Source organism: Streptomyces sp. NPDC001770 (assembly GCF_053596135.1).
In genome coordinates, this window is sequence record NZ_JBSFFN010000003.1 from 126,339 (window position 1) to 152,413 (window position 26,075).

Here is a 26,075-nt window from a genome sequence, read left to right on the forward strand (position 1 = left end):
CCATGCCCCCCACCGGTCTCGGCCTCGTACCGGGCCCCTTACGGCTCCACCTGCGACGGGGCCGGTTCACCTTCGACACCGCCACGGCGATCCGTGCGACCGCGGGCACCGAGCCCGCCGCCCTGCTGCTGCGCACCCTGCTCGCCCCGGCGACCGGACTGCCGCTGCCCCTCGCGGACGACGGCCGGGTGGTCCTCGCTCTCGATCGCGGTCTCACCGGCCTCGGGGACCAGGGGTACGGGCTCACCGTCGGCGAGGACACCGTCCTGCTGCGGGCGGCCCGGCCGGAGGGTCTGCTGCACGGCGTCCAGACCCTCCGTCAGCTCCTGCCGCCCGTCGCGCTCTCCGCCGAACCGGTGCACGGCACAGCGTGGTCGATCCCCTGCCTGGAGACGACGGACGTGCCGCGCTACGCCTGGCGCGGGGCGATGCTCGACGTGGCCCGTCACTTCCAGCCCGTCTCGTTCCTGCGGCGCTTCACGGACCTGCTGGCCCTGCACAAGCTGAACGTGCTGCACCTGCACCTCACCGACGACCAGGGCTGGCGGATGCCGGTCGGCGCCTACCCCCGGCTCACCGAGGTGGGCGGGGTGCCGCACGGGGGCGCGTACACCCGCCAGGAGCTGACCGACCTGGTCGCGTACGCCGCCGACCGGGGGGTCACCGTCGTCCCCGAGATCGAGATGCCCGGCCACGTCCGCGCCGCCCTCGCCGCCTACCCGCACCTCGGCAACTTCCCCGACCGGCGGCTGGAGGTCTGGGACCGCCAAGGCGTGTGCGACACCGTCCTCGGGGTCCACGACGAGGCGCTCGACTTCTGCCGGACCGTGCTCGACGAGGTCATGGAGGTCTTCCCCTCGCCGTACATCCACGTCGGCGGCGACGAGTGCCCGACCGACGAGTGGCACGCCTCGCCCTCCGCGCTGGCGCGCGTCGCTGACGAGGGGCTGAGCAGCCCGAAAGCGCTCCGCGGCTGGCTGATGGGGCAGGTCGGGGCGTTCCTCACCGAGCACGGCCGACGCCCGCTGGGGTGGACCGAATCCGGGGACGACCTGCCGGGCTCGTTCACCGTACTGGCCTGGCTGGACCAGGAGCACGGCCTCGCGGCGGCGCGCAACGGCCATCCGGTCATCATGACCCCGCACCGCTCCACCTACCTCGACTACCCGCAGTCCACGCGCCCCGAGGAGCCGCCCGGCCAGCCCGGTTTCTCGGTGGACCTGCCGACCGTCTACGCCACCGACCCCGCACCCGCCCACTGGGACGCGGCGGACGCCGCCCACGTGCTGGGCACGCAGGCGCAGTTGTGGACCGAGTACGTGCCCACCGCGGCGCACGCCGAGTACCTCGTCTTCCCCCGGCTGTGCGCCCTGGCCGACACCGCCTGGTCCGGCGGCCACGACTGGGACGGATTCCGGACCCGGCTGGACCACCACAGAACCCGGCTCGACGCCCTCGGAGTGCCGAGCCGTCCCTCCACGCTCCACCATCCCGAGAGGACCCCCAGGTGATGAGCACCAGCACGAACAAGAGAGAGCGCACCCCCCGACCCGGCGTCTCCCGCGTCCGCGTCGCCCTGGCCGCCGCCGCACTGGCCGGACTCGGCTGCGCCACCCTGGCGGCCGTACCCGCCACCGCGGCCGGCGAGGCGCTGACGGTCCAGTACCGGCAGAGCTCCACCGGCTCCGACCAGGCGGAACCCTGGTTCAAGGCCGTCAACACCGGCAGCACGTCCGTCTCGCTCGCCCAGGTCAAGATCCGCTACTACTTCAAGGCGGACTCCGGAGCCTCGTACACCTACGCCTGTTCCTGGGCGGTCAAGGGGTGCGCCAACATCACGGGCACCTTCGGCACCCTCGCCAGCCCCACCGCGACGGCCGACCGCTACCTGGAGATCGGCTTCACCGCCGGGGCCGGTTCGCTCGCCCCCGGCTCGGACACGGGGGACATGCAGCTGCGGTTCTACCGCTCGAACTGGCAGCCGCTGAACCAGGCGGACGACTATTCCTTCGGTTCCGGGCAGACCTCGTACGCCAACTGGTCCAAGGTCACCGCGACCGTGGCCGGGACCCAGGTGTGGGGCACCGCGCCCACCGGCAACAACCCGACCGACCCCACCGGCCCGACGAACCCTCCGACCGACCCGCCCGCCGGCGGCACCAGGCTCTTCGACGACTTCAACTACACCTCGTACAGCGACCCGTCCATCGGCGCGCACGGCTGGAACGTGCGCTCCAACTCGGGCGGTCCCGGGGTGCCGGGCGCGAGCTGGCCGGCCGAGAACGTCACCTTCGCCAAGGAGGGGACCAACTCGATCATGAACCTGGAGACCTCCACCGCAGGGACACCGGAGAGCACCAAGCAGGCCGAAGTCCTCACCAAGGCGACGAAGTTCCGCAACGGCACCTACGCGGCCCGGGTGCGGTTCGCCGACGCGCCGAAGTACGGCCCCGACGGGGACCACCTCGTGTCCACGTTCTTCACCATCAACGACCTCAAGGCCCCGATGGCCGACGACTACGCCGAGTACGACTTCGAGTACCTGCCCAACGGCGGCTGGGGCGAGCCCTCGAACATCCTCTACACCACGTCCTGGGAGACCTACCGCCCCGATCCGTGGGAGGCGGTCAACCAGCACTCCGAATCGCGTATCAGCTATGCGGGCTGGCACGACCTCGTCCTCACCATCGACGACACTTCCATCGTGTACTACATCGACGGCGTCGAGTTCGGGCGCCACGACTCCCGCTACCTGCCGGAACGCCCCATGTCCATCAACTTCAACCAGTGGCTGATCGACCTCGCGGGCCAGACCAGCACCACCCCGCGCGCCTACGACCAGAAGGTCGACTGGGTGCTGCACGCCAAGGACCAGGTGCTGACCCCGGCCCAGGTCACCGCTGCGGTAGCCGCCTACCGGGCGGCGGGCAAGGCATTCGAGGACACCGTGCCGGCCTCCTGACCGCTCCGCCCTCCCGGACCGGGGGACGGACGCCGCTCGCGCGGGCGCCCGTCCCCCGGTTCGCGGTCAGACCGTACGGGACAGTGCCAGGCGGACCAGGGCGTCGTTGTCCGCCACGGCGCCGCCGTCCGGGTCCACGAGGGTGTCCTCCAGACCGATACGGGTCTCCAGCCCCAGAGCGAGGGCCCTGTCGAGGACCGGCCAGGTGGAAACACCCTCCCCGTGCAGCAGGACCGGCGTCGTGCAATCCGCCCGCCGCAGCAGGTCCATGATCCGGTCGGCACGGATCAGCGCCTGCTCGGGCGGCAGGTCGATCAGCTCCACGAGCACCCGCGTGCAGGAGTCGGCGCGGGTGCCGCCCAGCAGCGCGAGAGCGTCGCGCTCCGACCAGACCCCCGCCTCGACGCCCACGCCCATCTCCGCCAGGATCTCGGCCAGTTCCTCGAACCCTGCCTCGCTGAGGTTGACGGAGGCGAAGTCCGGACGGTCCTCCGCCGCAGCCCATTTCAGCACCGTGTCCCTGCGGACCGCGGCGTCGCCGCCGCACATCCACAGGCCGGTCGACACCCCGACCGGCAGTCCGGGACAGACGCGGCGCACCGCCCGGACCGCCGGCTCCACCCAGAGGACGTCCAGGCTCTCCTCGCCCTCCCCGTCCCGGGGATGCATGTGCACGCTGCCCGCTCCGGCCGCCATCGCGGAGCGTGCGGCGGTGGCCAGCTGATCCGGCGTGAGCGGCACCGCACGGTGGTCCGTAGCGTCGCGCCGGCCGTTCAGACAGGCCTGGATGGGTTCACGGTGGTGCCGCATCGGGTGTTCCGCCTCAGGAGGTGTGGACGTTGTCGGACGCCGGAGGAGCAGCCGGTTCGTGCCCGGCGGGCCGCTGCGCGATCCAGCCCTGGGCGACGGCTTCGACCCCGGCCTGGAAGCGGCTGTTGGCGCCCAGACGCCGCGTCAGGCTGCTGATGATGCGCCGGGTGGTACGGACCGAAAGGCCGACCTGCCGGGATATGGCCTCGTCCAGCTGACCGGCGGCCATCATACGGAGAATGGCCTGCTCGGTACTGCTGAGCTGATGCTCGTGTCGCGGGGCGTCCGGGACGGTCTGCCCCCAGTAGAGGTCGAAGAGGTGGGCGAGGAGGGCGACCAGGGGAGGGTCGTGGACGACGACGGCCCCCCGCGCGGTGTCGCGCGCGTCCAGCGGGATGACGGCGGTCCTCCGGTCGTAGAGCACCAGGCGGGTGGGCAGCAGACAGGTCGTGCGGACCTCCGCCCCGGCCTCGCGCAGTTCGTTCAGATACCGCTGAGTACCGGGGTGCGAACGCGCCGAGTCGAGGAACAGGCACCGCAGGGCGATGCCCCGGTCCAGCTGGGCCCTGTCCAGCGGAAGAGCCGCCTGGACGGCCCGGTCGCTCTGCGCACCGCCGGGGACCATGGAGTCCACCGAGGTGGTGCACAGGGCGGCGAGCTCGGTCAGAGCGGCTCGTACCGTCTCCAGGCCGTGCAGGGTCTCGACGTGGGCGGCGCTGGAGCGCAGGCTCCGGGCCTCCAGGTACTCCGCCGTCAGCGCCGTGAGGTCCTCCCTGCGCCGCGCGAGCTTCATCCGCCGCTCTTCGAGCTCCCTCTCCTCGTCGCCGAGTAAGGCGTCGGCCGCCGCGTGCGGGCTGACGGCCACCCAGGTGTCCTCGTCCACCCGTCTCAACAGCCGCAGATCCGCGAGGTGTTGTCTCCGGCGTCTCACCTCGGCGGGGTCCAGCCCCAGCCCGCGTGCCAGTTCCTCGTCGGTGTACCGGGGTTTCTGCAGTTCAGCCCGGTAGAGCTCGACGTCCAGCGGGTCATAGTCCGCACTCACGCGTTCACTCTCCCCTGTCCAGTAGTGGTCCGGCCACTTGCTGTCACACAGGGGTGCGCATGCCCTTGGCACACCCGGATAACCGTCGGTTGGTCAGACGCCGATCATCTGGAGGAAGTTGATGGAACGCATACGGACGACGGGTGGCGCCACAGTGGCCGCGGCGGCCCTGCCGGCCACCGCCGTGTTCGACGGTGTACCTGCGGCGGCGAAGGCTCACGCCGAGGACGAGGGCAACATCTGGGACCTCGTCCCGCGGGACGAGGGCTGAGACGTGCGCACCGACATCGTCGTCCAGAACGTCGCCTCGTTCCGCATCGATCCCGCGGTGCTGGTGCGTCCGCACCGGCGCACCTGGCTGATCGCCAGTCCCGCACAGCACCAGAAGCTGGTCAAGCGCCATCGCGAGGACGCCTTCTCCCGCATCGCGGTGCTGGAGGAGTTCACCGCCGACGCGCTCACCGCGTGCGTCGAGTCCCTGCGGGAGACCCTGCCCGCCGCCGACCGGGACGACGTGGCTCTGCTCTGCCACGACGAGTACTCCCTGGGAGCGGTCGCCGAGGTGCGCAGGCGACTGGGGCTGGCAGGTGACCTGCCGGGCCAGTTGGCGCCGTTCATCGACAAGATCGCCATGAAGCGGGCCCTGGAGGGGGCCGGTGTCCGCCTGCCGCGCCACCAGGAATGGGACGCCGGCGCCTACGCCGCCGACGCCGGCCGCTACGTGGCCGGGCTGGAGGACGCGCTGGGCTGGCCGATGTTCGTCAAGCCGCTGGACGAGTCCGGCAGCGTCGGGGCCAGGCAGCTGGCAGACGCGGGCGAACTCCGCGACTGGGCGGCGACGGCCGGCGACCGCAGGTACGAGGTGGACGAGTTCCTCCGGGGCACCCTCTACCACGTGGACACCGCCGTCAGCGGCGGAGCGGTCGTGCACGTGGAGGCCAACGCCTACCTCCACCCCTGCTACGACTACGTCCACGGGAAGGTGTGCGCGAGCCACACCCTCCCCGAGGACCATCCCGTCCGCGCGTCGCTCCTCGCGTTCAACCACCGTGTTCTGGAGGCCCTCCCGGACAAGCCGTCCCACGGCGTCTACCACCACGAGATCTACCGGCGCCCCGACGGCGAACTGGTGTTCCTGGAGATCGCAGCCCGGGCGCCGGCCGCCCTCGTGCCCTCCACGAGCCGCATCCGCCGGGGGCTCGACATCGAGGAGGCGCACTTCCGCCTCCAGCGCGGCGAGGAACTGCCCGGCAGCGAGGGCGTCGGTCCGCACGCCGCCTGGGTCTACTTCCCCAAGGTCGAAGGGCGGATACGCGAACTGCACCGGGCCACGCTGCTCAGCGACCACCACTGGCAGTGGAACGTGGAGACCGGGCAGACCACCGAGGCTCCCGAGGACATCCGCGACTTCGCCGCCAGTGTGCTGCTGTGGAACGAGGACTTCGACGTCCTCCTCCAGGATCTGTCGGCCCTGGATTCCCATACGGCCGTCGTGACCGACTGAGCCTCCCGGCGCCGCTCCCGGCGACGCCGTCCCATGCCGTCGGCTCCCCCGGCCGTGCCGGGGGCGTCCGACCGCTCCCGTGGCACCCCGTCCGGCGTGCCACCCCTCCTGTTCCGCCCGTGCCACGGCACCGGCATGCCCCGATGGAAGGACGTTCCATGCGACAGATCGACTACGACTTCGTCTTCACCGACGCCGAGCGCGACGCCCTGCGCGAGGTCCTCCTGGAGATCGCCACCAACCCCTACAGCGACTTCGAGAGCTACATGGCCGACATGTCCCGGCTCCGGGGCGACCAGCGGCTCGGCTCGCGCTTCACCGACTTCTGCGAGATGTCGATGCTCCGCGACTTCTCGAAGGCGCCGCTGGTGGTCATCGGCAACGCGCCCATCGACCTCGACCTGCCCCGGTTCGGCTCGGCGGACCCGGTGCACGAGAAGTACCGCCTGAAGAAGACCTTCGTCGCCGAGGGCTTCCTCGCGGCCTACGGAGTCCTGACCGGCACGGAGATCATCGGGCACCTCAGCGTCAACGAGGGCGACTTCTTCCACGACATCTATCCCAAGGAGTCGATGTTCGACTCCCAGTCGCAGAAGACGCTGGGGACCCTCAAGTTCCACCGGGACTTCGCCAACCACTTCGTCAGCCCCGACTTCGTCAACACGCTGACCTTGCGGGACACGCCCACGAACGAGGTGTACTCGACCTTCACCGTGACCGTCCACGCGCTGGACGAACTCAGCGACGGCGACCGCGAGATCCTGTCCCAGCCCCGGTTCCACACCCCCTTCGACGACGTCTCCACCCGGCAGGGCGACGTCCTGGGCAACCGCCGCGCCCAGAACCACGCCGTCATCAACCAGGACGAGGGTGCCCGCGTCTTCGAGGACCGCACCCGCGGCCTGGACGAGGAGGCGCAAGCGGTCCTGGACCGTTTCGTGGCCGCCCTGCACAGCCGCAAGCAGATGCGGGTGTCCAGGCCCGGCGACTCGGTCACCTTCTCCAACCGGGACGTCGTCCACGGCCGGGAGGTGAACGCCATCCACGACATCGAGGGCCTCAAGCAGCGCTGGCTCATGAAGACGCACAACGTCTACACCCGCAAGGCGTTCGAGGAGTTCTTCCTCGGCGACCGCTACGGCGTGGTCAACGGCTGATTCCCATGATCATCATTACGGGTGCCGGCCAGGGCATCGGGGCCGCGATCGCCCGTCGGGCCGCGGCGCTGGACCGGCCGGTGTGCGTCAACTACCGGTCCAGCGCCGCGGGCGCCGAAGAGGTCGTCCGCGACCTCAGGGAGGCGGGCGTCGAAGCGCTGGCCGTGGAAGCCGACGTCACCGAGGAGGACGAGGTCGAACGCCTCTTCGCCACCGCGGTGGAGAAGCTCGGCCCGCTCACCGCCGTCGTCAACAACGCGGGCGTCACCGGTGGTCTGGGCCGGGTCGTCGACCTGGACATCCGGCAGCTGGACATCGCCTACCGGGCCGTCCTGCGCAGCGTCGTGCTGTGCACCCGTCAGGGCCTGCGGCACATGTCCCGCAGCCGCGGCGGCTCGGGAGGCTGCGTCCTCAACATCTCGTCCACCGGTGCCCGCACCGGGGGCGGCCACGAGTGGGTGCACTACGCCGCTCTCAAAGCCGCCGTCAACACCCACACCTGGGGCGCCGCCCAGGAGGTGGCCGCCGAGGGCGTCCGTGTCAACGCGGTGGCCCCCGGTCTGATCCAGACCGGCCTCCACCTGGCCAACGGAGTCCCCGGCCGCCCCGAGCGCCTCAGGGCGTCCGTACCCATGGGCCGTATCGGCACCCCCGAGGAGGTCGCCGAGGCCGCCGTCTTCCTGCTCTCCCCGAGCGCCTCGTACATCACCGGTTCCGTCCTGGAGGTGGGCGGCGGCCGCTGAGCCCCGCCCCCTCGCCCCGCCCCTTCGCCCCGTCCACGGAAGAAGTCCCCTTCATGCCTGAAGCGATCTCGCACATGCTCGAACCGCACAGCGCCCTCTACCTCGACACCCGGCCGCACGTGATCACCGAGGGATCCGGCATCGAGGTACGCGACGAGGACGGGCAGTCGTTCATCGACGGCGTGGCCGGCCTGTGGAGCGTCACCCTCGGCTACAGCGAGCCGCGCCTGGTCGAGGCGGCCACCCGGCAGATGAACAAACTCCCCTTCTACGGTTCGTTCAACCACCGCACCAACGACGTCGCGCTCGCGCTGGCCTCCGACATCGTGGACATCGCGCCCATCCCCATGGGCAAGGTGTTCTTCGGCAACTCCGGCTCGGACGCCAACGACAGCGCGATGAAGTTCGCCCGCTACTACCACTGGTCCCAGGGCCGGCCGGAACGCCGCAGGATCATCTCGCACAACTGCGGCTACCACGGCACCACCCTCGCCGCCGGTTCGGCCACCGGACTCCCGCACATCCACCACGGCTTCGGCCTGGACACGGGCGACTTCCTCTCGGCCCACTGCCCCAACCCCCTGCACCCGTCCTCGCGGGGCCTCACCGACGCCGAGCAGGTCGACTGGCTGATGGAGGACCTCGAGAACCTCATCGAGGAGGCCGGACCGGAGACGGTGGCGGCCTTCATCTCCGAACCCATTCTGGGAGCGGGCGGCCTGATCATCCCGCCGGCGGGGTACTTCGCCCGCCTCCAGGAGGTCCTGGACCGGCACGGCATCCTGTTCATCGCCGACGAGGTCATCACCGGCTACGGCCGCACCGGATCGATGTTCGCCACCACGGAGTTCGGCCTGACCCCGGACATCATCACCACCGCCAAGGGGCTGTCCTCCTCCTACCTGCCGATCTCCGCCACGCTCGTCGGTGAGCGCGTCAGCGCCGCCCTCGCCAAGGGAAGCAAGCAGATCGGCACCTTCGGCCACGGCTTCACCTACTCCGGCCATCCCGTCCCGGCCGCCGTCGCCCGCGAAACCCTCGCCATCGTGCGCGAGCGCGACATCCCGGGCCACGTGCGGGAGGTCGCTCCCCGCCTCGCCCGCGGGCTGGAGAAGTTCCGCGGCGACGAGGCGGTCCGCGACGTGCGGGGCCACGGACTGCTGGGCGGCATCGAGTTCGACCCGGCGGCCGCCGGACTGGAGCCCGGGCAGTTCGGACAGGCCGTTCTGCGGGCGGCGAAGGAGCGCGGGCTCCTCCTGCGCGCCATGGGGGACACCGTGGTCTTCGCACCCCCGCTGATCATCACCGGTGAGCAGATCGACGACCTGATGGAGCGCTTCACCGCCGCGTACCACGACGTAGTCGACTCGCCCCGCCTCCAGCAGGCGGCCTGACTCCAAGGAGCGCCCGATGGCCATCGGAATCGTCGCCACCGGCTCGTACCTGCCCGACCACATCGTCACCAACGAAGACCTCGCCCGGACCGTGGAGACCTCGGACGCCTGGATCACCTCCAGGACGGGCATCCGCGAGCGCCGCAGAGCGCACGAGGACCAGAGCACCTCGGACCTCGGCCGTCTGGCCGCCCTGGCCGCACTGCGGGACCACGACATCGCGGCGGAGCAGTTGGACGCCCTGGTCGTGGCCACCAGCTCGCCGGACCGCATCCAGCCCTCCACCGCCTGCAACCTGCACGCCGGAATGGGCCTGCACCAGATACCCGCGTTCGATGTCGGAGCCGTGTGCAGCGGCTTCGTCTACGCCACCGCCGCGGCGGCGGGACTGATGAACACCTTTTCCCAGTACAGCCACGTGATGGTCGTCGGGTGCGAGGCGTACAGCCGCATACTCGACTACGAGGACCGCGGCACCTGCGTCTTCTTCGGAGACGGGGCCGGAGCCGCCGTCCTCGGCGAGGTCCCCGAGGGTTACGGCATCCTCGGCTGCGAGCTGATGGCCGACAGCACCCAGCTCGACGTGGTCGGCATCCCGGCCGGCGGCACCCTCGAACCGGCCGACGAGCGCACCGTCGCGGAACGCCGCCACTACTTCCGCATGGACGGCCGCCGGGTGTGGGACTTCGCCACCCAGGCCGTCCCGCAGGTGGTCAAGGGGGCCCTCGCCGCCGCCCGGCTGGACGTCGACGACGTCGACCTCCTCATCACCCACCAGGCCAACGCCCGCCTCATCGAGGAGTGCGCCGACCGCTGCGGTGTGCCGATGGACCGGGTCCCGATGACGGTGGACCGCTACGGCAACACCGCCGCCGCCTCCGTGCCCATCACCCTGGACGAGGCCGCCGCGGCCGGGAGACTGCACCGCGGCGACGTCGTCGTCCTGGCCGCCGTCGGCGGCGGGATGACCGCGGGCGCCCTCGTCATGCGCTGGTACTGACCCACCCACCCCCTCACTCTGGAGACCACCTCACATGACCGCCCCCGCCATGGCCCACGCAGGCCTGGTCACCCCGCAGCACGACGGCGCACCCGCGGCGCTCCCGCACGACGACTCGTTCGCGGAATTCGCCCGGACCCATGTCGCCCGCAGGGCCGACGCCGCCTACGAGGCCGAGATCCTGGACCGCCTGTCCTGGCAGCGCCTCGCCGACCTCGGCCTGTGGCGCATAGGCGTCCCCGAACGGCTGGGCGGCATCGGAGGGACCTGGGCCGACCTGGCCGAACACGTCGCCGACATCGCCCGCACGGGCGGGGACCTGGGCTTCGTGCTCTCCCTCATCGCTCACGCCGGCCTCGTACGGGCCCTGGTGGAGCACGGCAACGACTTCCACCACCGTTCGGTACTCCCCCAGCTGATGAAGGGGGCCGTCGGAGCGACCGCCCTGACCGAACCCCACGGCGGTTCCGACGTCGCCCGTACCCGCACCGTCGCGACCCGCACCGCCGACGGCTGGACGCTGAACGGCACGAAGGACCACATCACCAACGCCCCCGTCGCCGACCGGGCCCTCATCCTCGGCCGCGTCCCCGACCTCGGGCGGCGCGACATCACCCTGTTCCTGGTCAACCTCCACAGCCCCGGGGTCCGGCGCGGCCCCGCCGAGGAACTCCTCGGCCTGCGGTCCAGCCCCACCGGCGCCATCGAACTCCACGACGTCGCCCTGCCCGAGCCCGCGGTACTCGGCGTACCCGGCGAAGGCCTGCGGACCCTCTACGACATCATCGGCTTCGACCGCGCCCTCTACGGCCTGGTCATCGCGGCCTTCCTCGAACCCCAGCTCGACGAGGCCGTCGACTTCACCCGACGGCGCGAGGCGTTCGGCACGCCGATCCTCGACCACCAGTACGTCCAGGGACGCATCACCGACATCCGGATCACCATCGAGATCGCCAGGGCCACCGCCCGGGCCGGCATCGACGCTCTGGTGGCCGGCGACCCCCAGGCCTCCCTGCGGTGCTCCGTCGCCAAGCTCGTGGGATCGGAGGGGCTGGTCGAGGCGGCCCAGAACCTGATGCGTCTGCAAGGGCACGCGGGGTACATGCGTGGCGCCCGGACACGCGTGGTCCAGGACGCGCTCGGCACCCTCATCGCCGGGGGCACCAGCGAGATGCAGCGCAAGAACATCCTCAACCAGATGCTGGCCAACCACCCGGGATGACCCGGCGGTCCGCTCCCCGCGGACGTTTCTCCGAGTGAGGAAGACATGACCGCAACCCCGACGGCACCCGCCGTTCCGTCCTCGCCCCGGCTCGGGCGGCCCTTCCTCTGGTTGTGGAACGCCTGCGCGGGATCGAACCTGGCGGACGGCATCTACCAGGTGGCGCTGCCGGTCACCGCCGTCCATCTGGGCGGCGGTGCCGGCGGCGTGGCCGTGGTGGCCGTGATGGCGCGCCTCCCCTGGCTGCTGTTCGCCCTCTTCTCCGGGGTCCTCGTCGACCGCTTCGACGAACGGCGGCTGATGCGGATCGTCAACTCCGCGCGTGTCGTCGTTCTCGGCGCCACCGCGCTGACGCTGATGCTGGACCGGGCGGACATCGCGCTGCTCGCGGCGGCGGCCTTCCTCCTCGGCATCGGCGAGACCGTCTTCGACACCGCTTTCCACACCACCACCCCCACCCTCGTGCCGCCCGCCCTGCTGGAACGCGCCAACTCCCGCCTCCAGGCCGCGGAGATCACCACCAACCAGATGGCAGGCCCCTCCGTCGGCGGGCTCCTGCTGGGACTGTCGGCGAGCCTCGCCTTCGGCACCACGGCCGCCCTCTACCTCGCCACCGTCCTGCTCCTCATGGCCCTGCCGGCCGTGCCGGGCCATGAGGAGCAGGACGGGCCGGACGCCGCCGCACCCGTGGAGAAGGGCAGCGTCCTGTCCGACATCCGGACCGGGCTGCGGTTCCTCTTCGGCGACACCACCCTGACCGTCTACGCCGTCGGCGTGGGCGCGCTGAACATCGCGTGGGCCGCCGTCTACGCCGCGCTCCCCCTGCTGGCACTGCGGCCGGGCCCGCTGGGACTCGGCAGCACCGCCTACGGGGCCCTCCTGATGGTGGCCGGCGTCAGCGGTCTCGTCGTGGGGCTGCTGGCTCCCCTCGCCACCTCCCGGCTCGGAAACCCCGTCTGCATGGCTCTGGGACTGACGGGGATGAGTATCGGCTTCGCCCTGCCGGGCATCCGCCCCACCCCGCTCGTCCTCGGCGTCGGCCTCGGCTGCACGGGTCTGCTCATCCTCATCAACGTGATCACGGTGTCCTACCGGCAGCGTGCCGTCCCCCACGAACTCCTCGGCCGGGTCACCTCCGCGTACCGGCTGATCGCCTTCGGCTGCCTCCCCCTGGGTTCCGCACTCGCCGGCGTGGTCGGTTCCCACTACGGGCCCCGGGCCGTCCTCGTCCTCGCCGGCGGCATCGTGCTCGCGGCCGCCGTCCCCATGACCCTGTCCGCACGCTCCTTCGCACCCCCTGCTCCGGAGACCACGTGACCCTCACCGAAGAACCCGCCGTCCTCACCGGCACCCGCATCACCCCGCGGCCGACGGCCCGCACCCTCGACCACCCGCTGGTGCGCGAGTGCCCCCACCTGTACGGCAGCCCACCGTGGCTCCTGGTGGAGGACCAGGCCCACCCCGGTCCGTCCTTCCACACCTGGGTCCACGGCGAGGACCTGGCAGCGTACGCCCCCTCCTACGGTTTCGACGCCACGAGCAACCCCTGGCCCTTCGCCCGGCCCGACCTGTTCCTGGCGGACGGCGCGGAGGGGGAGCACCCCGGCCCGCTGCTGCCCGCGTTCACCATCGGCGGCCGACGCCCCGGACACAGCAGGTTCCACACGGCCGGCGCCACCTGGACGCGCCCGCAGGCCCTGACCCGGCTCCTGGGCGCCGCGGCGGAACACGCGGCGGAGCGGGGCGCCTCCTGCCTCGCCGCCCTCTACTGCTCGCCCGAGGACGCCGACCTCAGAGCGGCGTTCCTGGCCCACGGCGGTGTCCGGTTCCCTTCCCACGGAACGAACGTGCTCGGACTGCCCGGTGCCGGTTTCGAGGACTGGATGGCGTCGCTGCCCCGCAAGCAGCGGGCGAAGGAGAAGGCGGACCTGCGCAAACTGCGGGAATCCGGGGTGGAGTTCGAGGTATCCCCCCTCCGCGAGGACGACCTCGAATGGATCGTCCCCCTGGAACTGGGCCTGTACAGCAAGCACGGCCACGCATACGCCGTCGAGGAGGCCACCGGCCTGCACCGTGCCTACCTCGACCACCTCGGCGACGACGCCCTGCTCGTACGGGCCCGTCGCGACGGCGCGTACGTCGGCTTCACCTCCCTGGTGCGCCGCGGCACGCACGCGTACGTCCGCCAGGCAGGTTTCGACCCCGAAGGCTGTGCCGACGCCCCGGTGTACTTCGGCGCCGCCCTGCACGAGCCCATCCGGTGGGCCTACGCGCACGGCGTACGCCGTCTCGACCTCTCGATCACCGCGGACGCCACCAAACAGCGGCGCGGTGCACGGACCCAGCCGCGCGAGGCCTGGTTCGTCCCTCTCGACGACGCCGCCCGACAGCACCTGCACGACCTCCGGGAACGACGTGACCGGAACCCGTCCACCCCTTCGCACACCTGAGGACCCCACATGACCGCGCCTTCCGCACCCGAACCCCTCCTCTCCGGCATCGACGCCCTCGTGGGCACGAGCGCGCAGCTCGTCCACCGGGTCACCGTCCGGGACGCCGCCACCAACTGGGGCAACGACCTGCCGGTGCTCGCCACCCCGGTCCTGCTCTGGCTCAGCGAGATCGCCGCGATGAAGGTCGTCGAAAACGCTGTCCCGGAAGGGGACATGACGGTCGGGCTGGCCCACGATTCGGCGCACCTCGCGCCGACGACCGTCGGTGACGACGTCACCGTCCGCGCCACCCTGACCCGGGCCGACGGCCGCAAGCTCACCTTCGACGTGGAGGCCCACGACTCCCACGGATCCGTCCTGCGCGGGCACCACACCCGGGCCTTGATCGACAGGGCACGGTTCACCGACAAACTCGGCCGGCGCACGGCCTGAACGACCGCCCCGAGCCCCTCCCGAGCCCGCCGTCCGGCGTCGGGAGGGGCTCCGGCGTCAGCGGACGGCGACCAGGACGCTGTCGTCGCCGCACTGCCAGACGGTGGCCGCGGTGGAGAACCCGGCGTCGCGCAGGAGGCCGATGTGGTCGGCGGCCGTCAGACCGTGGGGTTCGTTGAAGGTGCGGTGGGCGATCGGGGAACGGGCCCGGGCTTCGGCGAGGGGGGCGAGTTCGGGGGCGGCCAGGAAGATCTTCCACCAGTCCGCCCACTCCTCGCTGCCCCGACGGCCGGTCCGCTGCCCCCGGCGGGCGCGGATGTGGTGGCCGAGTTCGACCATGAACGGGTCGGCGGCGGGGGGACGGATGTCCGCGTCGACGAAGACCCCGCCGGGGCGCAGCCGTTCGGCCAGGGTGCGGTAGAGCGTGACGAGTTCGTCCGGGGCGAGCCAGTGGAGGGCGGTGGAGGAAACGGCTGCATGCCAGGAACCGGCCGGGCCGATCTCGTCGGCCCAGCCTGGCACGGTGAGGTCGCGCTCCAGGAGGCGTACCGGTGTACCGCTGACGGCCTCCTCGCCGAGGCCGAGGAGGAGCGGGTCGCCGTCGACCCCGGCCGTGTCGGCGCCGGGAAAGGCATCCGCCAGGCGGATGGCGAGTGAGCCGGTGCCGCACCCCAGGTCGACCAGGCGGGGCCGGGAGGCGGTCCCGGCCCGTTCGAGGGACAGGGCGACGATGTCGATGACGACCTGAAAGCGTTCTTCCCGGTCCGGGCTGTAGCGCTCCTGCTGCTCGTCCCATCGTCGCAGCCAGGTACGGGCGGTCTCGCCGAGCATGTTCGCCTCTTCCGGTCGGTGGGGCGGGGCTGTGGTACGGGTGCGGTGGGGCCGTGGCGCGGTCGCGGGGTCAGCCGCGTCCGACGAAGGGCATCGTGGTGGGCAGCACGGTGAGGGACTGCACGTTGGTGGTGACGGGCAGGGAGGCCATCAGCAGGAGCGCGTCGGTGAAGTGGGAGACCGGCAGGGTCGCCTCCACCGCCGTGCTGCCGTCCGCCTGACGTGCCGCCGGCTGGGGGGCGCCGTCGGTGGGGGCCACGTTGCCGACGTCGATCTGCCCGACGGCGATGTTGTGGGCGCGGCCGTCGAGGGAGAGCGCGCGGGTCAGGCCGAGCACCGCGTGCTTGGCCGCGGTGTAGGCGACGGAGTGGGGGCGGGGCGCGTGCGCGGAGGGGGCGCCGTTGTTGATGATCCTGCCGCCCCCGGGGTCCTGCTCGGACATGACGCGGAAGGCTTCGCGCGAGCAGAGGAACGTGCCGGTGACGATCGTGCCGATGACCCGGTTCCAGTCGTCGAACTCCACTTCGGTGACGGGGACACGGGGCGCGGGTGCGCCGGCGTTGTTGAAGAGGAGGTCCACCCTGCCGTACCGGTCGGTCGTGGCGCGGAACAGGGCCGCCACCTCGTCGGGGCGGGTGATGTCGGTGGGCACGGCGAGGGTGCGGCCGGGGCCGGCCGGTGACAGCGCGGCGGTTCCTTCCAGCGCGTCGGGGCGCCGGCCCGCCAGGACGACGGTCCAGCCGTCGCCGAGCAGCGCCAGGGAAGCTGCGCGGCCGAGCCCGCTTCCGGCACCGGTGACGACGGCGACGCCGCTCACGCCGTCTCCTCGTCGAGCCACAGGCGGAGCACCCGCCGGTGCAGGGGTTCGGGGGCGTCGGTGAACGGTGAACGCCCGTGCATGACCCGGCTGTTGCGGATGATCAGCAGGTCTCCGGAGGCCAGCATGACCGGATGTGCCGTCTCCGGGCGGTTGAGGACCTCGTCGAGGACGTCCAGCGCCTCGACGCGGGCGGCGTCGAGCGGCGGCCGCCCGCCGTGTCCGGCGGAGGCCCTGACCGTACGGGACTGGTAGTAGCAGGTGACCGGTCCGTCCGGTGCGGTGGCGAGGATCGGGGTGTGGATGAGTGGGTTGCCCGCGCGGCCGGTCCGGTCGAAGTACCACTTCTCGCCGAGGAGGGCGAGCACGTCGGGGCGTTCGGCGGCGAGCGCGTCGTGGATGTGCTGAGCGCCCGCCACGCGGGTGGCGCCTCCCTCGGCGGCGGGACGCAGGCAGAGCAGCACGAGGTAGTCGCAGGTGTCGCAGTGGAAGCCGATCTCGTCCGGGTCCCCCGGGCGGCGCCGGAGCACCTGGGTGAGGTCGCCGTCGCCGTTCTGCGGCACGACCGCGCCGAAGTCGCGGACGAGACGCGCGGCCCGCTCGGTGACCTCCTTCTCCTGGACGAGGTCCGCGGCGGGTTCGGCGGGGAAGAACCGGCGTACGTGGGCGAAGCCGAAGGCGTCGAGGCCGGTACGCACCCGGGAGCGCAGGCCCTCCCAGACCGGATCGGGCTCTTCGCCCGGTCGTCCGGCGGCCGCCCAGAGGCGGTCGCGGTCCTGGTCGCCCGGGGTGAGGCACCACAGGTCACGTCCGGCCCGGAGACGGTCCGTGTCCCAGGAGAGCGAGGACGGAAGCGGGAGCGGGGGCGAGTCGTCGCGCGGGGCGGTGTCCATCGGGGTCCCTTCTCATTGCTGTACGGAGTACGAGCCGGTCGTGCCCGTGTACCGGTGCGGCTGCCGGTCGTGCCCGCCAACCGGTGCGGCTGCCGGTCGCGCCCGCCAACCGGTGCGGCTGCCGGTCGCGCCCGCGTACCGATGCGGCTCGTACCGGTACGGGCGGCGGGCGGGCTCAGTCGTGCACGGCGGTGGCGACGGCCTTCGACCAGAGGGTGAGGGCCTCGTCGATCTGGTCGGCGGTGACGGTGAGGGCGGGGATCATGCGGACCGTGTTGCCCCAGACCCCGCAGGTCAGCAGTAGCAGGCCGAGTTCGGCGGCGGTCTGCTGGGCGAGGCGTGCGGTGTCGGGGTCGGGCGAGCCGTCGGGGCGGCGGAACTCGCTGCCCAGCATCAGCCCGCGCCCCCGGACGTCGGCGACGGCTGAGTTCTGAGCAGCGACCTCGCGCAGGCCTTCGGCGAGCCTGAGGCCCTGCTCGGCGGCGTTGGCGACCAGCCCCTCGTCACGGATCACGTCGAGGGTCGCCAGAGCGGCGGCGCAGGCCACGGCGTTCCCGCCGTAGGTGCCGCCCTGTGAGCCGGGTCGGGCGCGGCCCATCACCTCGGCCCGCGCGGCGATCGCCGAGAGGGGGAAGCCGCTGGCCAGGCCTTTGGCCGTCACCAGGATGTCGGGGGTCGCGGCCCCGGTCTCGTACTCGTGCGCCCAGAACCGGCCGGTCCGGCCGAATCCGCTCTGCACCTCGTCGAGGACGAAGAGGATGCCGTGCCGGTCGGCGCGTTCGCGCAGCCCGGCGAGGAAGCCGTCGGGCGCGGGGACGTAACCGCCCTCGCCCAGCACCGGTTCCACGACGAAGGCGGCGGTCTCCTCCGGGGCGCTGGTCGTGGCCAGTACCCGGTCGAGGCCGCGCAGGGCGTACTCCACCGCGGCCGGCTCGTCCATGCCGAGTTCGAAGGCGTGCGGGAAGGGCGCGACCGCGACGCCCGGGATCAGCGGGCCGGAACAGGCCCGGAAGCGGCTGCCGGCCGTGGTCAGCGCGGCGGCGCCCATGGTGCGGCCGTGGAAGCCCCCGTCGAAGACGACGGCGTTGGGGCGGCCGGTGGCCTGGCGTGCGAGGCGCAGCGCCGCTTCGACGGCCTCGCTGCCGGAGTTGACGTAGAAGAGGCTGTCCAGCCCCTCGGGCAGAACCTCGCCCAGGCGTTCGGTGAGGGTGAGCAGCGGTTCGTGCAGGACGGTCGTGTACTGACCGTGGATCAGACGTCCGGCCTGTTCACGGACGGCCTCGACGACGCGCGGGTGGCAGTGGCCGGTGCTGGTGACGCCGACGCCCGCGGTGAAGTCGAGATGGCGGCGCCCCTCCGCGTCGAAGAGGTACAGCCCTTCTCCTCGGACTGCGGTGACGGGGGTGGCCTGCTTCAGTACGGGCGACAGCAGGGACATGGTTCACCTCGTGGGTTCGGGGGTGGCGGTGGGCCGGGCCTTGAGGGGGTGGTGGTCCGTGACGGGCGGGTGCCGATGGTCAGCGGACGGAGGGCGGCGGGCAGGTCTGCTCGGCCGGCCGGAGCAGGCCGGCCGGGGTCGCCCGGTCCGAGGGCGCGCCCCCGCGGTCCGTGGTCCCTTCGACGGGCACGGGCCGTGCGACCCCGGACGTGGTGAGGGCCGTCACGCGGCCTCTCCCGCGCCGCGGGGCGCGGCGCCGTCACGCGACCGGCCGGGGAAGCCGGCGAGGAAGACCTCCACGGACGCCTCGCGGGTCAGTCTCCCCGCCACCTCCCACCCGAGCATGCGGTGCAGACCGTCGAGATGGATCAGCCCCTCCCGGATACGGAGACCGGCATAGTCCACATGGTCGACCGGCCGGGTACTCAGATAGACGGGCGTCATGGGCGTGCGGGCGAACCGGTCGAGTTTCGCGGCGCATACGGGATTGGCTCTGGCATATGCATCCGGATCGGCACGGATGATTCCCGCGGCCTGACCGACCGTCAAACCCGTGCGGGGCACGAGTTCCCGTTGTCCCGATTCACCGAGGTGCCATGGAAGGACGACGTCGAGAATATCGGCGCGGCCGAGTTCGACCCGGTACCAGGAACCGAGCAGGGTGTGGGCCCGGTGCAGGTTCTTCTCGCCGTCCTCATTGGTGTTGGACGGGTGCGACCGGTCGGCGGGATGGTCCTTCCCGTACACGTCCAACACCTCGGAGAACGCGACTGATTCCAGAGTGCGCACGAGAGAACTCCTTTCCGCCGTCATCGTCCCACCGCCTCCTGGAATTCGGTGAAATGCCGCTCGGAGAAAAGCTCGGGCCACTGCCCGCGGCCGAGGCCGAGCTCTTCGGCCCGGGCGAGCATGTACCGCCAGTACGGCTTCACGGGCCGCCACCGGGCGCCGGTCCGGCAGTAGGAGGCGTCGACGAAGTACCGGTCCTGTCCGGCCACGGGGGACGGGGCGGGGCGCCGGGCGTGGAAGACGGCCGAGTTGATCAGGACCGTGGACCCGCGCGGCAGGCGGTCGATCACCTCCTCCCCCGGCAGCTCGGCCGTGCCGAGTGCGGCACGGAAGTCCTTGGCCGCGTCCTCGTGGTGCGATCCGGGCAGCACCGCGAGACTGCCCATCGTCTCGTTCAGTCCGCCCAGGTAGTGCAGTGCGTGGACCATCACCAGCGACCTGTCGCCGAGGTCGTTGGGCTCTTTGTCGTGGTGCCACGGCTTGCCGGTGTCGCCGGCCCCCTGCCGCTGGCTGTGCATGTGGTGGTGGACGAACGGGCCGCCCAGGACGTCGGCCAGCAGGCTCATCAGCGGCGGGTGGACGAGCAGTTCGCCGTGGGCGGGCAGTTCCAGTTCCAGCACGGGCGGGTGGGCGCCCGGCGCCGCACCCGTGCTGCAGGCGATGGACCGGGCGCGCAGCCCCTCGTCCATCCACCGGTCCGTCTCGGGCACCAGGCGGTCCACGAGAGCGGGGGGCAGGAAGCCGGGAAGCACGAGGTAGCCGAGCTCCTCGAAGGTCTTCCGCGCCACGATGACCTCGCCGTATTCCACCGATTCGGGGTTCACCTCCCCGGCGGATTCCGCTTCGTCGATCCCGGAGGATGATCGCAAGATGTACCGTCCCCTCACTCCAGAGGTTGAGTGCATTTCTCTTCGATTTCTCACTGTGGATCACTCGAAATGGCACCGGATCACGGGCCGGACGACACCTTCCTCCACCGGCAGAACAGCATCCTTCCGAGCATGGGCGACCGAGTTCGAACTCCCACCGGATCATCGGCGGGCGGAACGAAACGGGAGGCTATCTTGAGGCCATCGGGGCCGCAAGGAACGTCTTTCGGCCACGGAGCACCCGTCCGGGCCGCCGGTCGGCCGCATCGGCGGACAGCGGTGAAAGCGGTCGGAATTCACCGCCCGCGGAAGCGGAAATGATCCCTGCTCGTGCCAGGGGAATATCCGGAAACCGAAAAGGACGAGCAGCGCGTGACGGACGGGACCCCTGCGACGGTGGGGCTGGGGCGTGCCCTACGGACTGTCCCTCAGTCCCGGCGGTGGCGCTCCTGCTCCAGCAGCGCGTCGAGATCGGTGAGCCGGTCCAGCCCCCGCACCGCGCGGCTCATCCGCGCGTTGTGCTCGAACCGGTCGCGGTGGCGGTGCAGCAGGTTCCAGTACCCGGCGGTGAAGGGGCAGGCGTCCTCGCCGACCCTTACGGAGGGTTTGTAGCGGCAGGTCCCGCAGAGGTCGCTCATGCGGTCGATGTAGGCGCCCCCGGAGGTGTACGGCTTGGTGGTCATGCGGCCCCCGTCGGCGTACTGCGACATGCCCACCACGTTCGGGACCATGACCCAGTCGTAGCCGTCCACGAAGCTGCGGTGGAACCAGTCCGTGACGGCCCGGGGGTCCCAGCCGCGTTGCAGGGCGAGGCTGCCCAGGATCATCAATCGCGGAATGTGGTGGGTCCAGCCGGTCTCCCTGACCTGGTCGAGGACGTGGCCGACGCAGTTCGCGCCGGTCCCCTCCGAGGACAACTCGGTGAACCACCCGGGCAGTGGGCCGCGGTGGTGCAGGGCGTTGCTCTCCCGGTAGCCCGGGCCGAAGTACCAGTAGACGTGCCAGACGAACTCGCGCCATCCGGCGATCTGCCGGACGAAGCCCTCGGCGCTGTTGAGCGGCACGTCGCCCGACCGCCACCGCGCCTCGGCCCGTTCGACGCACTCCGCGGGGTCCAGCAGGCCGAGATTGAGCGACGAGGAGAGCAGACTGTGGCTCATCGCCGCGTCACCGGCGAGGATCGCGTCCTCGTACGCGCCGAACGTGGCGAGCCGGTGCTCGACGAAGCGGCGGAGGGCCGCGAGGGCTTCGCGGCGGGTGGCCGGAAACCTGCGGGGCGCGTCCTCGCCGACGAACGCGACGTCCCCGTCGCGCGCCCAGCGGTCGAGGTCGGAGCGCACCTCGGCGTCGATGTCGCTCTCCCGGGGCCGGTAGGGCGCCGGAACGCCCAGTCCGCTCGCGCCGCGCGGTGGGGGCTGCCGGTTGTCGTGGTCCAGGTTCCACCGGCCGCCGGCCGGCCCGTCACCCTCCATCAGCAGCTCGTGCGTACGGCGGACCCACCGGTAGAAGTCCTCCTGGCGCAGACGCTCCGTCCCCCGGCCGACCGCCCACTTCCTGAACTCGTCGTGCCCCACGAGGAATCCGCGCGCCGGCAGCACGCGGACGGAGGGCAGCCCGTCCACGAAGGCGCGGGCGGTGTGGGAGGTGGGGTGGTGCACGGTCACCGGGCCGTCCCCCACGGCCTCGCGCAAGCCCTGGCGATAGGTGTCCGCCTTGACGTACCGCACCCGGTCCCCGAGCTCGGCGGCCCGGTGGCGCATCGCCGAGAGGATCAGATGGGCCTTGGCGCGATGGAAACGTCTGCGACGGAAGACGCTCCGGGCCTCGATCATCACCAGCGGCACGCCCCGGTCCGGTCCGCCCCGCGCCGGGTCGGCGAAGTGGGGGCCGAGCTGATCGCCGAACAGCCAGTGGGCGGCGGTGGGTTCTTCCTCAGTCATGCCGGGCGCTCCATCGACGATTCCCGTCCTGCCTCGTCGAGACTGCCCCGCAGCCTCTGATCCACCGATCAAAGCGCACCACGGCCCGGGAGGTGTCCCGCACACGCCGAGCGCACCCCCGGGGAGAGAACGGGTGCCGATGTGCGGGCGGGGAGGCGGCGAAGGTTCAGGCGGGGCGCCCCGCCCGGTGGTGCGCCTGTTCACCTCGCCGGTCCGACCCGCTCCACGCGGGCGGGCGAGGGGCCGCCGCTCGCCGCCCGGCGCGGCGACGCTCATCCTTCCAACCGCGCCCGGGCGAAGCGGTGGTGCTCACGGATCAGGCCCGTACCGTCGCGGAGCGGGAAGTCCACGCTCTCGGCTCCCCGGTCGTCGCGCCATCGGCAGCGGGGGCGTCGTGCTGCGCGGAGGCGTTCCCGCCAGGAGGCCGCGCGTCGCCGTCGCCGAGCGCTGCGGCGATGGCGTCCGGGCCTTCGTGCACGCCGTCGCCGTCGACGAGTCGGGCGCCGGGCAGGTAGAGCCCGGCCACGTCCTCCTCCCGGCGACCGGATGCGGCGGCGGTCACCGTCAGGTGGCGCCCGGCCTGCCCGACGAGGGCGGTCGCGCCACGGCCCCTCGCGGACGAAACGGCTCTGCGCCCGCGCAAACATCCTGCGGCCCGCGATCATCGTATCGAGTTAATGTCGGCGCCTTCCCTTGGTCCGGAAGAGGGAGCGGCCGTTAGTGTCCTCGGCGTCTGGACGGGTTTCCGTTCACCTACCCCTTTTCCCTCCTGTTGCCCGGTGACGTCCGTATGCCCGCGTCACCGCCCTGACCACGGAGAGCGTGCACGATGACTGTTGACTCGAGCCCGGACGAGCAACTGGAGCTGCCCCGGCAGTCCAGCCTGGGCACGGCGGCCGCCCGCAACCTCGCCCACACGACCAAGTCCGCCCCGCAGATGCAGGAGATCACCTCCCGCTGGCTGCTGCGCATGCTCCCCTGGGTGGAGACCCAGGGCGGGGCGTACCGGGTGAACCGCCGTCTGTCCTACACCGTCGGCGACGGGACCATCGAGTTCGTCCAGGACGGCGCCGTCGTCCGGGTGATTCCCCGGGAACTCGGTGAACTCGCCCTGCTGCGCGGCTTCGACGACGTGGAAGTGCTGACCGCCCTCGCCGACCGCTGCGTGCAGCGCGACTTCCGCGCCGGCGAGACGCTGGTCGAGCGCGGGGCGCCGGCGGACCGGATCCATCTGATCGCCCACGGCCGCGTCAGCCAGACGTCCGTGGGCAGTTACGGCGACGAGGTGGATCTGGACGTCCTCGCCGACGGCGACCGGTTCGGCGAGGACGCCCTGCTGGACGAGGACGCCCGGTGGGAGCAGACGGCCACCGCCGAGACCTCGGGCACGCTGCTCACCCTGTCGCGCGCCGACTTCGCGACCGTGGCCTCGGGGGCGCCGGGCCTCCGCGCCCACGTCGAGGCGTTCTCGTCGCTCTCGGGCAGGCAGCAGAACCATCGTGGCGAGGCGGAGATCGCGATGTCCGCCGGTCACGTCGGCGAGCAGGAGCTGCCCGGCGCCTTCGTGGACTACGAGTTGAAACCGCGCGAGTACGAACTCTCGGTCGCCCAGACCATTCTGCGGGTCCACACGAGGGTGGCCGACCTCTACAACGGCCCGATGAACCAGACCAAGGAGCAACTCCGGCTCACCATCGAGGCACTGAGGGAGCGACAGGAGCACGAGCTGGTCAACAACCGGGAGTTCGGCCTGCTCCACAACGCCGACTTCAAGCAGCGCCTCCAGCCGCACGCAGGCCCGCCGACCCCGGACGACCTGGACGAGCTGCTCTGCCGGCGCCGCGGTTCCAAGTTCTTCCTCGCGCATCCCCGGACGATCGCGGCGATCGGGCGCGGGTTCAACGCGCGGGGGATCTATCCGGACCACGTCGATCTCGGCGGCCAGCAGGTGCCGGCTTGGCGCGGAGTCCCGATCCTGCCCTGCAACAAGATCCCGGTCACCCCGGAGAAGACCAGCTCGATCCTCTGCATGCGTACCGGCGAGGCGAACCAGGGCGTCATCGGCCTGCACCAGACCGGCCTGCCGGACGAGTACGAACCGGGTCTGTCGGTCCGCTTCATGGGTCTCGACGAGAAGGCGATCACCTCCTACCTCGTCAGTACGTACTACTCCGCCGCGATCCTCGTGCCGGACGCGGTCGGCGTGCTGGAGAACGTGCAGATCGCCCACTGGCCCAGGTAGGGGCTGTCCCGTGGCGGGCCCTGCCCGAAGAACAGGGGGCGGCCCGGCACGGCACGCCCTGTGACCCTCCAGGGCTCTCCGCGTGCCCCGGAGGGCTTCCGGAGAGCCCGCCCATCCCACCAAGGAGCCATGGATGCCAGCGCCCGAGCTGCCACCACCACGGTCGAGCCTGCCAGAGGCCGCCGCCCGTTTCGGGGCGCACGTACTCGCCGCCGCCGCGGCCCGCGCCCACGACATCACGGCCGCCACCGGCGGCCGGTCCGACGCGGTTCCCGTACCCGAACCGCCTGCGGTCCCCGTACCCGCCCCGGCTGTGGTTCCCGCACCTGCCCCGGCTGCCGCCCCCGGCACCCTGGCGGCCGGAGCGCCCGCACCGGACGCGGGGCTGGAGCGCCTCCTGCGCGGCCCCAGCGGTCTGGGCACGGCCGGCCTCCGCCTGGTCCTGCGGAAAGCACCGCCAACGCCTCCGCCACTCTCCTCGTCCTGGCCGGCGTCCCCGCATTCTCCTCTGCCCTCATCTGCAGAAACGTTGGCGGAGGCGCCCGTGGACACCGCGGAGGGCACGCCCGTACCGGGGCTCTACTACCACCCCGTGCCCGAGCCCGATCCGGTACGGGTGGAGGAGGTCAGCCGACGGATCAAGGACTGGGCGGTCGACGAGGTCAGCCTGTTCCCCGACGACTGGGAGGAGGAGTTCGACGGCTTCTCCGTGGGCCGCTACATGGTCGCCTGCCATCCGGACGCGCCCACCGTCGACCATCTGATGCTCGCCACCCGTCTGATGGTGGCCGAGAACGCCGTGGACGACTGCTACTGCGAGGACCACGGGGGCTCGCCGATCGGCCTCGGTGAACGCCTCCTGCTGGCGCACACCGCCCTCGATCCCCTGTACACCACGGCGGAGTACCAGCCGCGGTGGGCCGAGTCGCTCGATGCGGACGCGCCCCGGCGCGCGTACCGCTCCGCCATGGAGTACTTCGTACGGGCGGCCGGCGCCTCCCAGGCGGACCGGCTCCGGCACGACATGGCCCGGCTGCACCTGGGGTACCTCGCCGAAGCGGCCTGGTCGCAGGAGGGCCGCGTACCGGAGGTGTGGGAGTACCTGGCGATGCGCCAGTTCAACAACTTCCGCCCCTGCCCGACGATCACCGACACCGTCGGCGGCTACGAACTGCCGGCGGACCTGCACGCCCGGGCCGACATGCAGAAGGTCATCGCGCTCGCCGGGAACGCGACGACCATCGTGAACGACCTGTACTCCTACCTGAAGGAACTCGACTCCCCCGGACAGCACTTGAACCTGCCGGTGGTGATCGCCGAACGCGAGGGCCTCTCCGAGCGGGACGCCTATCTGAAGGCGGTCGAGGTCCACAACGACCTCATGCACGACTTCGAGGCGGAAGCCGCGGCCCTGGTCGAGGCGTGTCCCGCTCCCCAAGTGCAGCGCTTCCTGCGCGGCGTGGCCGCGTGGGTCGACGGCAACCACTACTGGCACCGGTCCAACACCTTCCGCTACCGCCTGCCCGATTTCTGGTAA

General features: G+C 71.7%; 24 protein-coding genes. 14 read left to right on the top strand and 10 right to left on the bottom strand.

The features are described from left to right. The first annotated feature begins 2 nt into the window (after positions 1-2). Entirely contained in the window at positions 3-1,511 is a 1,509-nt protein-coding gene (locus ACWCSV_RS04300; RefSeq protein WP_451138651.1) for a beta-N-acetylhexosaminidase, read from the top strand. Beyond that, entirely contained in the window at positions 1,511-2,962 is a 1,452-nt protein-coding gene (locus ACWCSV_RS04305) for a cellulose binding domain-containing protein (protein ID WP_451138336.1), read from the top strand. The genes ACWCSV_RS04300 and ACWCSV_RS04305 overlap by 1 nt, the downstream gene beginning before the upstream one ends. A gap of 66 nt (positions 2,963-3,028) precedes the next feature. On the opposite strand, the gene ACWCSV_RS04310 is transcribed toward ACWCSV_RS04305, so the two are convergent. Together ACWCSV_RS04310 and ACWCSV_RS04315 are read right to left on the bottom strand one after the other, a co-directional pair. Continuing rightward, positions 3,029-3,772, bottom strand: coding sequence for a 3-keto-5-aminohexanoate cleavage protein (locus ACWCSV_RS04310; protein ID WP_451138338.1), 744 nt, complete (start codon positions 3,770-3,772; stop codon positions 3,029-3,031). A gap of 13 nt (positions 3,773-3,785) precedes the next feature. After that, a complete protein-coding gene (locus tag ACWCSV_RS04315) occupies positions 3,786-4,814 on the bottom strand; it encodes a LuxR C-terminal-related transcriptional regulator (protein ID WP_451138340.1) in 1,029 nt (342 codons plus the stop codon). A 121-nt stretch (positions 4,815-4,935) separates the two neighbouring features. Here ACWCSV_RS04315 and ACWCSV_RS04320 point away from each other — a divergent pair, with 121 nt between their 5' ends. The 10 genes from ACWCSV_RS04320 to ACWCSV_RS04365 all read left to right on the top strand — a co-directional run bounded on the left by ACWCSV_RS04320 (position 4,936) and on the right by ACWCSV_RS04365 (position 14,719). Beyond that, on the top strand, positions 4,936-5,085 hold the full coding sequence (locus tag ACWCSV_RS04320; protein ID WP_451138342.1) for a hypothetical protein: 150 nt from the start codon (positions 4,936-4,938) through the stop codon (positions 5,083-5,085). A 3-nt stretch (positions 5,086-5,088) separates the two neighbouring features. After that, positions 5,089-6,318, top strand: coding sequence for an ATP-grasp domain-containing protein (locus ACWCSV_RS04325; RefSeq protein WP_451138344.1), 1,230 nt, complete (start codon positions 5,089-5,091; stop codon positions 6,316-6,318). Between the two features lie 158 nt (positions 6,319-6,476). After that, positions 6,477-7,475, top strand: a complete 999-nt coding sequence (locus ACWCSV_RS04330; protein ID WP_451138346.1) for a hypothetical protein — start codon at positions 6,477-6,479, stop codon at positions 7,473-7,475. Between the two features lie 5 nt (positions 7,476-7,480). After that, positions 7,481-8,218 carry an SDR family oxidoreductase gene (locus ACWCSV_RS04335; RefSeq protein ID WP_451138348.1) on the top strand — a complete coding sequence of 246 codons (738 nt, stop codon included), beginning with the start codon at positions 7,481-7,483 and terminating at the stop codon, positions 8,216-8,218. 53 nt (positions 8,219-8,271) lie between these two features. Next, complete coding sequence (locus tag ACWCSV_RS04340) at positions 8,272-9,612, top strand: aminotransferase (protein WP_451138350.1); 1,341 nt, start codon at positions 8,272-8,274, stop codon at positions 9,610-9,612. Positions 9,613-9,628: 16 nt separating this feature from the next. Then, positions 9,629-10,612 carry a 3-oxoacyl-ACP synthase III family protein gene (locus ACWCSV_RS04345; RefSeq protein ID WP_451138352.1) on the top strand — a complete coding sequence of 328 codons (984 nt, stop codon included), beginning with the start codon at positions 9,629-9,631 and terminating at the stop codon, positions 10,610-10,612. Positions 10,613-10,646: 34 nt separating this feature from the next. Then, entirely contained in the window at positions 10,647-11,834 is a 1,188-nt protein-coding gene (locus ACWCSV_RS04350; RefSeq protein WP_451138354.1) for an acyl-CoA dehydrogenase family protein, read from the top strand. Between the two features lie 45 nt (positions 11,835-11,879). Next, the gene (locus tag ACWCSV_RS04355; RefSeq protein WP_451138356.1) at positions 11,880-13,151 is read left to right on the top strand and encodes an MFS transporter; all 1,272 of its coding nucleotides are present in this window, start codon (positions 11,880-11,882) and stop codon (positions 13,149-13,151) included. After that, entirely contained in the window at positions 13,148-14,284 is a 1,137-nt protein-coding gene (locus tag ACWCSV_RS04360; RefSeq protein WP_451138358.1) for a GNAT family N-acetyltransferase, read from the top strand. The genes ACWCSV_RS04355 and ACWCSV_RS04360 overlap by 4 nt, the downstream gene beginning before the upstream one ends. Before the next feature lie 9 nt (positions 14,285-14,293). Then, positions 14,294-14,719, top strand: coding sequence for a thioesterase family protein (locus ACWCSV_RS04365; protein ID WP_451138360.1), 426 nt, complete (start codon positions 14,294-14,296; stop codon positions 14,717-14,719). Positions 14,720-14,776: 57 nt separating this feature from the next. On the opposite strand, the gene ACWCSV_RS04370 is transcribed toward ACWCSV_RS04365, so the two are convergent. From ACWCSV_RS04370 to ACWCSV_RS04405, 8 genes are all read right to left on the bottom strand, one after another. Beyond that, positions 14,777-15,550: a class I SAM-dependent methyltransferase gene (locus tag ACWCSV_RS04370; protein ID WP_451138362.1), complete on the bottom strand. Its 774-nt coding sequence runs from the start codon at positions 15,548-15,550 to the stop codon at positions 14,777-14,779. 70 nt (positions 15,551-15,620) lie between these two features. After that, on the bottom strand, positions 15,621-16,367 hold the full coding sequence (locus tag ACWCSV_RS04375) for an SDR family oxidoreductase (protein ID WP_451138364.1): 747 nt from the start codon (positions 16,365-16,367) through the stop codon (positions 15,621-15,623). Then, positions 16,364-17,260, bottom strand: coding sequence for a TauD/TfdA family dioxygenase (locus tag ACWCSV_RS04380; RefSeq protein WP_451138366.1), 897 nt, complete (start codon positions 17,258-17,260; stop codon positions 16,364-16,366). Before ACWCSV_RS04380 ends, ACWCSV_RS04375 begins: the two co-directional genes overlap by 4 nt. Positions 17,261-17,435: 175 nt before the next feature. Further along, positions 17,436-18,698 (bottom strand): aspartate aminotransferase family protein, encoded by a 1,263-nt coding sequence (locus ACWCSV_RS04385; RefSeq protein ID WP_451138368.1) that lies wholly within the window; start codon positions 18,696-18,698, stop codon positions 17,436-17,438. A 222-nt stretch (positions 18,699-18,920) separates the two neighbouring features. Continuing rightward, on the bottom strand, positions 18,921-19,487 hold the full coding sequence (locus tag ACWCSV_RS04390; RefSeq protein WP_451138370.1) for a DUF6309 family protein: 567 nt from the start codon (positions 19,485-19,487) through the stop codon (positions 18,921-18,923). Positions 19,488-19,507: 20 nt separating this feature from the next. Beyond that, positions 19,508-20,356: a phytanoyl-CoA dioxygenase family protein gene (locus ACWCSV_RS04395; protein WP_451138372.1), complete on the bottom strand. Its 849-nt coding sequence runs from the start codon at positions 20,354-20,356 to the stop codon at positions 19,508-19,510. A 428-nt stretch (positions 20,357-20,784) separates the two neighbouring features. Then, positions 20,785-22,296 (bottom strand): cryptochrome/photolyase family protein, encoded by a 1,512-nt coding sequence (locus ACWCSV_RS04400; RefSeq protein WP_451138374.1) that lies wholly within the window; start codon positions 22,294-22,296, stop codon positions 20,785-20,787. A gap of 316 nt (positions 22,297-22,612) precedes the next feature. Beyond that, on the bottom strand, positions 22,613-22,822 hold the full coding sequence (locus tag ACWCSV_RS04405) for a hypothetical protein (protein ID WP_451138376.1): 210 nt from the start codon (positions 22,820-22,822) through the stop codon (positions 22,613-22,615). A gap of 303 nt (positions 22,823-23,125) precedes the next feature. Here ACWCSV_RS04405 and ACWCSV_RS04410 point away from each other — a divergent pair, with 303 nt between their 5' ends. Both ACWCSV_RS04410 and ACWCSV_RS04415 read left to right on the top strand, forming a co-directional pair. After that, positions 23,126-24,538, top strand: a complete 1,413-nt coding sequence (locus tag ACWCSV_RS04410; protein WP_451138378.1) for a family 2B encapsulin nanocompartment shell protein — start codon at positions 23,126-23,128, stop codon at positions 24,536-24,538. A 133-nt stretch (positions 24,539-24,671) separates the two neighbouring features. Continuing rightward, entirely contained in the window at positions 24,672-26,075 is a 1,404-nt protein-coding gene (locus ACWCSV_RS04415) for a family 2 encapsulin nanocompartment cargo protein terpene cyclase (RefSeq protein ID WP_451138380.1), read from the top strand.

What these genes read in the sequence shown, in the direction of transcription:
- ACWCSV_RS04300 (WP_451138651.1), top strand. Translation starts at nt 3, where the DNA reads ATGCCCCCCACCGGTCTCGGCCTCGTACCGGGCCCCTTACGGCTCCAC.
- ACWCSV_RS04305 (WP_451138336.1), top strand. Translation starts at nt 1,511, where the DNA reads ATGAGCACCAGCACGAACAAGAGAGAGCGCACCCCCCGACCCGGCGTC.
- ACWCSV_RS04310 (WP_451138338.1), bottom strand. Translation starts at nt 3,772, where the DNA reads ATGCGGCACCACCGTGAACCCATCCAGGCCTGTCTGAACGGCCGGCGC.
- ACWCSV_RS04320 (WP_451138342.1), top strand. Translation starts at nt 4,936, where the DNA reads ATGGAACGCATACGGACGACGGGTGGCGCCACAGTGGCCGCGGCGGCC.
- ACWCSV_RS04330 (WP_451138346.1), top strand. Translation starts at nt 6,477, where the DNA reads ATGCGACAGATCGACTACGACTTCGTCTTCACCGACGCCGAGCGCGAC.
- ACWCSV_RS04335 (WP_451138348.1), top strand. Translation starts at nt 7,481, where the DNA reads ATGATCATCATTACGGGTGCCGGCCAGGGCATCGGGGCCGCGATCGCC.
- ACWCSV_RS04340 (WP_451138350.1), top strand. Translation starts at nt 8,272, where the DNA reads ATGCCTGAAGCGATCTCGCACATGCTCGAACCGCACAGCGCCCTCTAC.
- ACWCSV_RS04345 (WP_451138352.1), top strand. Translation starts at nt 9,629, where the DNA reads ATGGCCATCGGAATCGTCGCCACCGGCTCGTACCTGCCCGACCACATC.
- ACWCSV_RS04350 (WP_451138354.1), top strand. Translation starts at nt 10,647, where the DNA reads ATGACCGCCCCCGCCATGGCCCACGCAGGCCTGGTCACCCCGCAGCAC.
- ACWCSV_RS04355 (WP_451138356.1), top strand. Translation starts at nt 11,880, where the DNA reads ATGACCGCAACCCCGACGGCACCCGCCGTTCCGTCCTCGCCCCGGCTC.
- ACWCSV_RS04365 (WP_451138360.1), top strand. Translation starts at nt 14,294, where the DNA reads ATGACCGCGCCTTCCGCACCCGAACCCCTCCTCTCCGGCATCGACGCC.
- ACWCSV_RS04370 (WP_451138362.1), bottom strand. Translation starts at nt 15,550, where the DNA reads ATGCTCGGCGAGACCGCCCGTACCTGGCTGCGACGATGGGACGAGCAG.
- ACWCSV_RS04380 (WP_451138366.1), bottom strand. Translation starts at nt 17,260, where the DNA reads ATGGACACCGCCCCGCGCGACGACTCGCCCCCGCTCCCGCTTCCGTCC.
- ACWCSV_RS04385 (WP_451138368.1), bottom strand. Translation starts at nt 18,698, where the DNA reads ATGTCCCTGCTGTCGCCCGTACTGAAGCAGGCCACCCCCGTCACCGCA.
- ACWCSV_RS04400 (WP_451138374.1), bottom strand. Translation starts at nt 22,296, where the DNA reads ATGACTGAGGAAGAACCCACCGCCGCCCACTGGCTGTTCGGCGATCAG.
- ACWCSV_RS04410 (WP_451138378.1), top strand. Translation starts at nt 23,126, where the DNA reads ATGACTGTTGACTCGAGCCCGGACGAGCAACTGGAGCTGCCCCGGCAG.
- ACWCSV_RS04415 (WP_451138380.1), top strand. Translation starts at nt 24,672, where the DNA reads ATGCCAGCGCCCGAGCTGCCACCACCACGGTCGAGCCTGCCAGAGGCC.